We start from the raw sequence: 9,191 nt of genomic DNA, 5'->3' as shown, positions 1-9,191 counted from the left end.
CGAGCGAAGTCACTGATTCAGGTCATAATTAGAGATTCCCATTGCATTGTGTTGCGATCCTTTTGGCCCCTTGTGGGGCCATTTTTTTGCTTGCGAAGCCGGCAATCCCGGCCATCTGAAACTCAGTGGTAATAGCAGAGAACAATTCTACTGGCAGTGGCGTCGCTGGCTTACGTGGGTCTTGAAGAATCCTTAGGACGGTAACGGTACATAAGGCAAGTGGACCTGTTTCTGAAGCCCGGGAGGGTAGGTGTGCAGAAATGCGCGACACCCGTTACTCAGTTAGACCTGTGCTTTGCTAGTAGAGCGTGTGATCTTCAAACCGTGAGCCAATTTAGCAATCGGGAAAGTGTGGCACAGAATCCTGGCGCAGCTGGGTGCAGCTGCGCGAGGTAAAATCCGAGGTCGCGGTGTGTGTGAGGTGGCTGATGAAGTTGTAATAGCGACTATTTTTCGGATTTAGAAACCTCTTATCAGCGTGGATCACAAAACCGGGATGACTGCTAGGGAGTTTCAGCGAACCTGTCTGGGCTACATACTATGGTTGGATGCGAAGGGAGGGCGAAAATCATTGAAGTGAAATGCGGAGGACCAGTGTGAGGGATGCTGCGTTCAAAGGCTGCCCGACGGGTTAGGGATGTGCATCGAGGCGCTGCGGGGACACATTGGCTTGGTAAGGGAGCAGAGAGATACTGTGGCGGCCGACTGCCAGAGTGCTAGTACCCGGACGGATCGGTTGATACAGACCGGCAGCCAGGCCTATCCTCTATGCCGGCACGACAGAGATGTGCAGGCAGGAATGCATACTATAGTCTGAACTGTTTGATGAAGCATGATGGGCAGTTGTTGTTCTCTTATACGGGCCAGGTTTACCAAGGGTGCTGTCATAAGGGCCAGATCATTGCATAAGCCTGACCTTCGCTGGTTCTTGGATTGCCTTAAGAATCGCTACTGGAACCTCGTTGCATAACCATCTATCAACTAACCTGTGGCTGTTGGCGAACGCTCCTACGCTGTCGCTCCGGCACGCCGCAAAGCCAAGGCGTTATTCCAAAATCTTAATGTCCGCTTTGCGACCTCAGCGCGCTTTATTTCCGAATAGCGGATTAGGCAGGCCCCTATCTGAAAAGGTCCGCTTTGTGGTCATAGCGAAGAAGTTGGACCCGACACCGGCCCCACAACTGTGTGAAACGGCGGCTAAATTAGTTGAGCCGATCATTTGGAAATATTTTCTTTGACGGGTCTTTCGTCGGCACAGCAGGCTATTTAAAATGCGCGTCGTCTCGGCCGAAGTGGAAAGGAATCAACAACAGAAGTGGACACCAGGCCTCTCCCCGGCGAGTCACACCACTTGGCAGGTGTCGCGTTTGCCAGGCATCCTTGCCGGCGTTGAGCCCTGATCATCCTGATCAAACGGCTCGACCGCATTGTCTGGTTTTCAGCCGACCGCCTAAAGCGGATAAATCCGAAAGGCGGGTGGGATTTATCCTACAGAGAATACCGGTGACCATTGTCTTTAACATGACGTTCGGGTCTGTGCTTTTGAGATATAGGGGAAGTCAGTGAAGTATTTCCAGCATTCTCTGTTGGCTGTAATGCTGCTTATCGCGTCCGGAGTTGCCAGTGCAGCCGTGGTCAAGAAGACGTCGTCTGGCATTTGCCATCCACCCGCAAGCCCTTATTACGAACGAACCCGGGATTTTGAGCCTTTTGACTCCGTTGACGCTTGCGTAACAAGTGGCGGACGCTTACCAAAGACATTGGTGCAAAACCAATCAACTCAGCCGACGGAGGCCAGCTCAACGTCCTACGCGAGATCAGCATTTGGCAATGGGTGGGATGACGCAGATGGCGATTGCCAGAACAGTCGGGCCGAGGCACTAATCGAAACTTCCAGCACTACGGTGCGATTCGCTACAGACAAAGAGTGTCGAGTCGTCACCGGTCGCTGGATAAGTCCCTTCACGGGCAACGTCATCCAGAACAGTAGCGAGATCGACATTGACCACGTGGTCCCTCTTAATTGGGCCTGGAAGCGTGGCGCACAGCTTTGGCCCCAAGCGAAAAGAGAACGGTTTGCAAACGATATGGTCAATCTCTGGCCTGTCGAGCTAAGCCTAAATAGAAGTAAGGGCGCCCAGGGCCCGGACGAGTGGTTGCCACCATCTGGAAAGTGCGGATACGTGGCGCGATTTCGCCGAATCGTAAAACAATATGATCTTCAGCTGTCTCCGGCGGAAGCCAGTTGGACCAAGTCTTTCCTCAATAGGTGTCGCACCTGACCAATTGCTATACTAAGGGTGTAATGATTCGCTCTCAAAAGAGGCGGTATGAAAAAGAAAAGGTTCACTGAAGAAGAGCTGCTTGACGGCCTGGATCCCTATGCGGCCCATGCGGATGAGCTTGCCGAGCCGCAGGGTAATGAGCCGACAGCTCTGGAACGTTTAAAAGGTTCCGTCCTTCGCTACGAACGGCCAACTGATCCCGTGTGGGATGAGTGCTTTGAGGCTGAGGGCGTAACGGAGGATTTTATGGAAAATCGAGATCAACCGGATAACAAAGAGCAAAAATGATAACCCGTTACATTCCTCTCAGTATGAAAAGTGCCATACCGCTAATATTTTCAGATCGTTAAAAATACCAGCCTCTGGCTTTTCAGGCCTGCACGGCTCCAAAAACTGACTAATTGCACCAAAGTGGAGCCGACCGTGAAGTTTATTGGAACAAATTGCTTGTTTTAGAGAGAAATTGTCCCCAAATTTGTGGGCAAACGCCATTAAACTGGGCTCCACAAGCGTGCATAAACGAACCATCAAGTTCTGAGGATTCGTCCACTCATTGTCTGAGAAAAGTCCGCGGGAATATTCCGATAATGGAACTCAGAAAAAATTTTCGGGGAAGCCGTCACAGCATCCTATCCCCGAATAAAGACAGAACTTCTTTCCAGTAATGATTGCTCATGGAGAGTTCAGTTGTTTCCTTTTGCCATGTTTGGTCAGGCCTTGCTGTCCGGGTATCCGTCCCATTGACACTGAAGTCCCACTCGGATGCGTCACTGTCTTCGGGTACAACTGCTCGCTCCATAGTGCCATCCGCGTTTTGCCTTGAAGCCCTGGGTGAAAATGAAACCACGTTTTGCTCTGGGAGATCTTCGCCAATTCGACGCGCAAACTCTGTCAGGCTGGGTTCCGCGAGTACGTAGAGCCAGCCTCCTATGTCAGAAGGTTCGCCTGCCTGGCAACGGAGGATTCTGCCGAGAACCTGCCGGAAATGGAGCTCTGTTCGAATTCTACTAAGGTGACAGCATACTTGGAGTCGAGGAATGTCGGTTCCTTCACTGATCATCCCTACAGAAATGATCCATCGATCAGAGGAGGTTCTGAAGTTATTGATGACCTCATGAGCTTCCGGAGTCCGGCTCGTCACAACAACGGGTTTCTCACCCAAGGCTGAAAACCTGGTCGCTATTTGTTCTGCGTGAACCACGGTGGCTGCTACGACCAACCCGGCCGCAGTAGGAACGCGCCGCCGAATCTTTGATAGCCTTTTTGATGCCTCAGAAAGCGTGTGGTCGATCACCTCGTTCCGGTAAAGAAAGTCGGGATAAGAAATATGACCCTGCTTGATAGTGTCACGGATACTGGAATAGGTTTTAAGGCCGAGTTCAGATGACTTCAGATGGATCTCTCGATTGTCAGTGAGCACGATATTTGGAGCTCGGCACACTCCGTCGAGAACAGCCCGTTGTAGGCCATATTCGTAGTCACAATGCAGCTCGCCGTCCGGTTGAGAATATCGAGCGAGAACAATAGGGTTGTCGTCCGTTCTCCATGGCGTTCCGGATAAAGCGATTGTGAAGGATGCCTTTCCCTGAATTCTATCGAGAATGATTCTCCCCCAACTGTTGCCCATAGAGAATTCGTCCCAGCTACTACCAGAGCAGTGATGGACCTCATCCAATACTACGAGGACTCGATGGTCGCTCAGCACTCGCCAAAGCTCACTGGGGAGCGTACTCATCGACTGATAGGTATAAGACCCACCTGCAGCACCGATTTGGCCATTAAAGCTTCTCCCGAGAATCTGGCTAAAAGTTGTGGCGACACTTTGTGCTACTGCTCGCGAAGGTGAAAAACATACGACAAAATCGATGTTGCCCCGTTCAAAAAGGGCCTTAGCGACAGACGCAACCATGACAGTTTTCCCGGCCGCGGGTGTCGCATGACATAGAAAGTGGGACTGGCGTTCAAAAGATTTCAGAGCCTGAGCAATACACTCACTCTGCCACGCGCGCAACTGCATCATGAGGGAAAGCCAACTTTCGTGATCACGGACTCGACAGCGCGCAGCTGGCCCAGGAGTTTCGTGCTCTTCTCTCGAGACTCCAGATATTGCTCCTTCACGGCCCCTCGAAGCGCTGGGTATTTGTTATATAGGCGCTGGTATTCTTCCGCTTCACCAATGCTGGCGACAAGCTCGATCCTCCTTTGGGAGAGCTCTTCTTGCAGCGCTCTCTGTGTTTTAACGTCCATCGGTGACTCAACATGAGGATCACTGGTTTCGAACGGCGAGGGCCTGGCTTCGAGCTCGACGCTTGAATGTTCTGGACGGAAGATAAATTTGCACCCGCGGCCCGTGGAGCCGCCATGTCGTTCAATCACCTTGGCCGATTCAAGTCGCAGCAGTTCTCTATAGATGTGCTTGCGGAGTTGGTTGCGACCCGGTCGCTGACCTTCAGGTATTTGAAGGACGTACAGATCCCGAATACTGGTGGTGGAAAAAGGAGTGTCTAACTGCTTTCGCAACAGTTCGATCAGTATCTTATCGACTTGCAGTGACTGTGTCTTTTCCATTCGGCGGCCCAATTGGTCTTTTGATCGAACAAGTCGATCTTAAAAAAATGGGTATTATATGCCGTGGCCTGTGATGCCTCAAGAAACCATAGTCTTGCCTTTTGTGAGGGCGAGAAATGGGCTCACTGGTTTGCGAGGCTTTTGGCCGGAATTTGCGTGCGATTCGAAAATCCAAAGGGTTTTCGCAAGAGCGTCTTGCTTACGAGGCGGGAATAGACAGGAGCTATGTAGGCAAAATTGAGCGGGGGGAAGTCAACGTCACTATTGAGAAGCTCTACTTACTCGCCGAATGCCTGAGATGTCACCCTTCAGAGCTATTGCTCGATCAGTGTTAGTGGCCAATTAAAGTGACCCACTACTGGCCATTAATTTTGACCCACCTCCGAGTGGCCGTCAGGCCACAGAACCAGCTACTGTCCCCAGCTTTTATCGATGGCCGGGGGCATGTCAGTGAAGGAGTGGGTTGTGATACACAAGATCAAGGCAATGCACGATAACGGTAAAGGTTCGTCGATCCGCGCCATCAGTCAGGAACTGGGGTTATCCCGGAACACGGTACGCAAGTATTTGCGGATGGAGGTGGATGCGATCACAGAGCAGTTTGCAGATCCCTCACGGAGCAAGCGCCTCGACGATCACCGGGATTACCTGGTGACTTTGCTCAAGCGGTTTCCCAAGCTCAGCGCCGTCAAGATTGCCCGTAAGCTGCAAGCGAAAGTGGGTGAATTGCCAGCTTCGGATCGTTCCATTCGCCGCTATGTTCGAACGCTCAAGGAGGAGGTAGCCTCGGCCCAGATGCGCTACTACGAACCCATTCTGGACGATGTGCCGGGTGTTCAGTGCCAGGTGGACCCCGGTGAATTGCGCGGCGTGCTGATTGGCGGCGAAGAGCGCACGCTGCACTTTGTGGTGTTCGTGCTGTCTTACTCGCGGTTGATGTACGTGGGTCTGGCCTTCCGGCCGCTGGATACCCAGACCTTTATCCAGCTCCATGACGAAGCCCTGCGTTACTTCGGTGGGCTGCCGGAGGAGTGCGTTTACGATCAGACCAAGCTGGTGGTGATCAACGAACAGTACCGGGAATTGACCCTCAACCAGCGGTTCCATGGGTATGCCACCACGGTCGGGTTCCGGATCCATGCCTGCGAAGGCTACGACCCGGAGAGCAAGGGCAAGGTGGAAGCTGGCGTGAAGTACGTCAAGCAGGATTGCCTCTACGGTGAAGTCTTCCGAGATCAGGAACACGTACGCCAGCACGTGCAGGACTGGGTTGAGAGTGTAGCCAATGTCCGTATTCATGGGACCACCGGCGAACCACCCCGGGAACGCTTCGAACGGGACGAGCGAGAGCACTTGGAGGCTTACCTATCACCAGCTTGCGTGCAGCCGCTGGCCCACGAGACACGTCGAGCCGACAAGACCGGCCTGATCGCCTGGAAGGCCAACAAATACTCCGTGCCCATGGCCTGGCAACAGGCCCGGGTGGGCGTTCTGGAGTCCGGCGGCCAACTCCACATCAGCGACCTGAACACAGGCGATGTCATCGCCAGCCATGCGCTGTGTTCCGACAAGGGTAAGGTGGTCAAGAACACTCATCACTACCGAGACCATGCCCAGCGCGTGAGCAAGCTGGAATCCGATATCGACGCCCTGATCGGTAATGAGATCGGGCATCAGTTGTGCCAGCAGCTCAAACGCTCCGAGCCCAAGATCTACAAGGATCAGCTCGTCGCTGCCCGTAACCTGCTCAAGCGCCACGAACCCGTGGACCCGGTATTGATCACGACGCTGGCAGAGCGCCCCGGCATGACCGCCACACGGCTGCAAAGCTACCTTGAAGCGGCCCAAGCCGCCGTCCTCCGGGAACGGCAGCCGGAACCGCTGCCAGAACCAAAGCAAACACTGGATCTGAGTGCTTATCGCCGTATTGGCCGCTCCAGTGGCCAGGGGGTGACCCATGAGCCAGCTTGAGCAAACCGTGGCCCGCTACCGCAGTCTGCGCCTGAGCGCAGCCGCCGATGAATTAACAAGCCTGCTGGCCGAGGCGGAAGCCAACGAGATGTCCTATCTCAGCTTCGCGGACCGGCTTGCCGAACACGAACTGATCCAGCGCCAGGACAAGCGCATCCGCCGGAACCGGAAGATGGCCGCGTTCCCGACCGAGAAGCGCCTGGAGGGCTTCGACTACAGGCACCAGACCGCCATCACCAAACGCCAGGTCAATGCCTTGCTGGACTTCCAGTTCCTTGACGAGCGCAACAACCTGGTGTTCATCGGCCCGCCCGGTGTAGGCAAGACCCACCTGGCCATCGGCATTGGCTACAAAGCCGTGGAAGCTGGCTACCGGGTGCTGTTCCGTAACGCCTTGGATCTGGTGGAAGAGCTTGAACTGGCCGAGATGAAGGGTGAGCTGAAAAAGCGGGTCAGCGCCCTGGCCAAATACGATCTGCTGATCATTGATGAACTGGGTTACCTGCCTATGACCCGGCAGGCCCGCTACAACCTGTTCCAACTGATCAACAGCCTGTACGAATACCGGTCCATCATCCTGACCACCAACAAGGACTTCACCAGCTGGGGCGAGTTCTTCCACGACGACAACGTGGCGGTGCCGATCATTGACCGGATCATCCACCATTCACACATCTTTATGTTGGGAGGAGAAAGCTATCGACTGAAGCAGAAAGTTACGAGCTAGACTATGAAGGGTGGGTCAATTTTATTGGCCAAAGGTGGGTCAAAATAAATGGCCATTGACAATCAGCCTCGATTGAAAGAATAAGCTTGTCATCTATGTTTAACAGAAAAGTGTTGTTGGCAACCGTCTGTCGATGTCGACGGCGGACCGTTTCAATTAGGTTCCGCTGAATATTGTAGTGGATGTGCAGCACGCAAGTGCGGTGACTTGATGGTGGCGTCAGCGATCAGTCGATCTGTCAGGCGGAGCTGCTGGCTTGGCTCAGCGATTTGAGCATCCGCCTGGCGTGTGACCAGGAAATCCCTCTCTGTCGCATTTGATGCTCTGCAATTTCATCTTGGCCCGTAGGCTGAGTCAGGATGCCCGGCGCTTCCGCTAAATAGACCGCGACAAGGTTTGCACATCGAATCTATTCGGCCCAGAGGTGCTCATCAAGGTGTGCTTCGATGATTGCATTTGGCTCTTCAATGAGAAGAGTTTCGATATACCTAAATATTGCGGCATGTGAAATGTCTAGAAGCTGTGTATAGGGTCGGGGGTGCCGACCTTTGACAGTCTCGATGGTGGCTGCTCGTCATTCACTGATCCTCGCGCCATCCACGATGAGTCTGATCCTGGTGGTAAAGCTGAGCGTACAGGAGAAATGTGTCTAAAGGAGATATGTGCTGGCCAAGCTGTCCACTAGGAAGGTTAGTGCGATCTGCGGTTTGTTGTCTCAGAGCTGGAGCGCGGCTGTTTACTTCTGGCAAGGTTTGATCAGTGGGCGCGTACAAAAAAGTTAAGTTTTTGAGTCCAATTTGGTCCGAAATCGGTAAAAGTTAACTAAAACGACTGGTTTTTCGTGAAGATGACAGGGTGGAGGTACTAGGAAGGGGTGGAAGGCCAGCTGGTACAGGGAGTGGTTGTGTACCGATAAAACATAACGAAAAACTAATGGGATAGATAAGCAGATTGAGCCATTTTGGCATATTCCTTTTATCAAACAGTAGCTTGAAAAATGAAAGCACGTCAGGCGACTGATCGAGGACTTCGGGGTGAGCGATCCGGGATCGTCAAAATCAGGGATGATTTTGTCGAGCGTACAGGGACGTATTTACAGCGTATCCCGGATCGCTCACCCCGAAGGCCGATACCACGGACGTCGGTACCTGAGAACAATAACCGGGTAAGGTATCTAAAGCGTTCCGCGATAGCAATTGACAGCCTCCGGTGTGCCGGTATCTGCGGACGGCATAAAGGATGATTTTTAACCCGCTTTCAAGATAGAATAGCGGCCCAATTTTTCAGGGGTTCCGGCTTGCAAAGAGGCATCGCCGGGCCAGCCATACAGACAGGGGCAGCACATCCATGTTTACTCGTGATATGAAAATCGCCGGTTTCGATGACGAACTTTGGAACGCCATGCAGGCGGAAGAAAAGCGCCAGGAAGCACACATCGAACTGATCGCGTCTGAAAACTACACCAGCCCGCGGGTGATGGAAGCCCAGGGCAGTGTGCTGACCAACAAGTACGCCGAAGGTTACCCCGGCAAGCGTTACTACGGTGGCTGCGAGTTTGTCGACATCGCTGAGGATCTGGCCATTGCCCGCGCCAAGGAGCTGTTTGGTGCGGCCTACGCCAACGTGCAGCCGCATTCCGG

At 53.2% G+C, this 9,191-nt stretch carries 7 protein-coding genes and 1 pseudogene; 6 read left to right on the top strand and 2 right to left on the bottom strand.

Annotated features, from left to right (window positions below):
• Positions 1 to 1,595: 1,595 nt before the first annotated feature.
• Positions 1,596 to 2,282 carry an HNH endonuclease family protein gene (locus tag B3Y70_RS15145; RefSeq protein WP_273029790.1) on the top strand — a complete coding sequence of 229 codons (687 nt, stop codon included), beginning with the start codon at positions 1,596 to 1,598 and terminating at the stop codon, positions 2,280 to 2,282.
• A gap of 48 nt (positions 2,283 to 2,330) precedes the next feature.
• Positions 2,331 to 2,573: a hypothetical protein gene (locus B3Y70_RS15140; RefSeq protein WP_053114471.1), complete on the top strand. Its 243-nt coding sequence runs from the start codon at positions 2,331 to 2,333 to the stop codon at positions 2,571 to 2,573.
• Positions 2,574 to 2,904: 331 nt separating this feature from the next.
• Here the strand turns inward: B3Y70_RS15140 and B3Y70_RS15135 are convergent, their stop codons facing one another.
• Entirely contained in the window at positions 2,905 to 4,302 is a 1,398-nt protein-coding gene (locus B3Y70_RS15135; protein WP_227507892.1) for a DEAD/DEAH box helicase, read from the bottom strand.
• Positions 4,302 to 4,853, bottom strand: a complete 552-nt coding sequence (locus B3Y70_RS15130) for a hypothetical protein (RefSeq protein ID WP_053114475.1) — start codon at positions 4,851 to 4,853, stop codon at positions 4,302 to 4,304. Before B3Y70_RS15130 ends, B3Y70_RS15135 begins: the two co-directional genes overlap by 1 nt.
• Before the next feature lie 116 nt (positions 4,854 to 4,969).
• Between B3Y70_RS15130 and B3Y70_RS15125 the strand changes: the two genes are divergently transcribed.
• The 4 genes and pseudogenes from B3Y70_RS15125 to glyA all read left to right on the top strand — a co-directional run.
• Complete coding sequence (locus B3Y70_RS15125; RefSeq protein WP_273029787.1) at positions 4,970 to 5,188, top strand: helix-turn-helix domain-containing protein; 219 nt, start codon at positions 4,970 to 4,972, stop codon at positions 5,186 to 5,188.
• Between the two features lie 130 nt (positions 5,189 to 5,318).
• Entirely contained in the window at positions 5,319 to 6,824 is a 1,506-nt protein-coding gene (gene istA / locus B3Y70_RS15120) for an IS21 family transposase (protein ID WP_288590029.1), read from the top strand.
• The gene (gene istB / locus B3Y70_RS15115; protein WP_273029782.1) at positions 6,811 to 7,551 is read left to right on the top strand and encodes an IS21-like element helper ATPase IstB; all 741 of its coding nucleotides are present in this window, start codon (positions 6,811 to 6,813) and stop codon (positions 7,549 to 7,551) included. Before istA ends, istB begins: the two co-directional genes overlap by 14 nt.
• A gap of 1,347 nt (positions 7,552 to 8,898) precedes the next feature.
• A pseudogene (gene glyA, locus B3Y70_RS15110) lies at positions 8,899 to 9,191 on the top strand (serine hydroxymethyltransferase); the annotation flags it as partial.

Source organism: Marinobacter sp. UBA5687 (assembly GCF_002420325.1).
Classification (GTDB): domain Bacteria; phylum Pseudomonadota; class Gammaproteobacteria; order Pseudomonadales; family Oleiphilaceae; genus Marinobacter; species Marinobacter nauticus.
The sequence above is the reverse complement of the archived record's forward strand: the minus strand, read 5'-3'. Positions and strand labels throughout refer to the sequence as shown.

Excerpts from the sequence above, each read along its gene's own strand:
- B3Y70_RS15145 (WP_273029790.1), top strand. The coding sequence starts at position 1,596 with ATGCTGCTTATCGCGTCCGGAGTTGCCAGTGCAGCCGTGGTCAAGAAG.
- B3Y70_RS15140 (WP_053114471.1), top strand. The coding sequence starts at position 2,331 with ATGAAAAAGAAAAGGTTCACTGAAGAAGAGCTGCTTGACGGCCTGGAT.
- B3Y70_RS15135 (WP_227507892.1), bottom strand. The coding sequence starts at position 4,302 with ATGCAGTTGCGCGCGTGGCAGAGTGAGTGTATTGCTCAGGCTCTGAAA.
- B3Y70_RS15130 (WP_053114475.1), bottom strand. The coding sequence starts at position 4,853 with ATGGAAAAGACACAGTCACTGCAAGTCGATAAGATACTGATCGAACTG.
- B3Y70_RS15125 (WP_273029787.1), top strand. The coding sequence starts at position 4,970 with ATGGGCTCACTGGTTTGCGAGGCTTTTGGCCGGAATTTGCGTGCGATT.
- istB (WP_273029782.1), top strand. The coding sequence starts at position 6,811 with ATGAGCCAGCTTGAGCAAACCGTGGCCCGCTACCGCAGTCTGCGCCTG.